Here is a 261-nt window from a genome sequence, read left to right as displayed (position 1 = left end):
CTCGATTCGCCTCTCTTCCCGACGTGTTCTCTGCACTCCCGCCGGGGCTTGCAAGGGCCGTATGCAGCCAAAGGACCTGGTGGAAATCGACATGGACGGCAATGCGGTTGCGGACGGCATACCAAGTAGCGAGATCAAACTGCACCTGGCGATCTACCGCGAGAGAACAGACTGCCATGCGATCGTGCACGCCCACCCGCTGACCGCGACCGCCTTCGCGTGTTGCGGGGAGTCGATTCCCGACGACATTCTGCCGGAAGC

General features: G+C 62.1%; 1 protein-coding gene. It reads left to right on the top strand.

Annotated elements, in window-relative coordinates; genetic code table 11:
- Window positions 1-61: 61 nt before the first annotated feature.
- A partial coding sequence (locus VJI93_RS08975) for a class II aldolase/adducin family protein (RefSeq protein ID WP_324009352.1) occupies window positions 62-261 on the top strand: 200 nt, incomplete at its 3' end.

It is taken from the genome of Parvimonas sp. M20, assembly GCF_035282425.1.
Taxonomy (GTDB): Bacteria; Bacillota; Clostridia; order Tissierellales; family Peptoniphilaceae; genus Parvimonas.
This window is presented reverse-complemented; position numbering and strand designations above follow the sequence as displayed.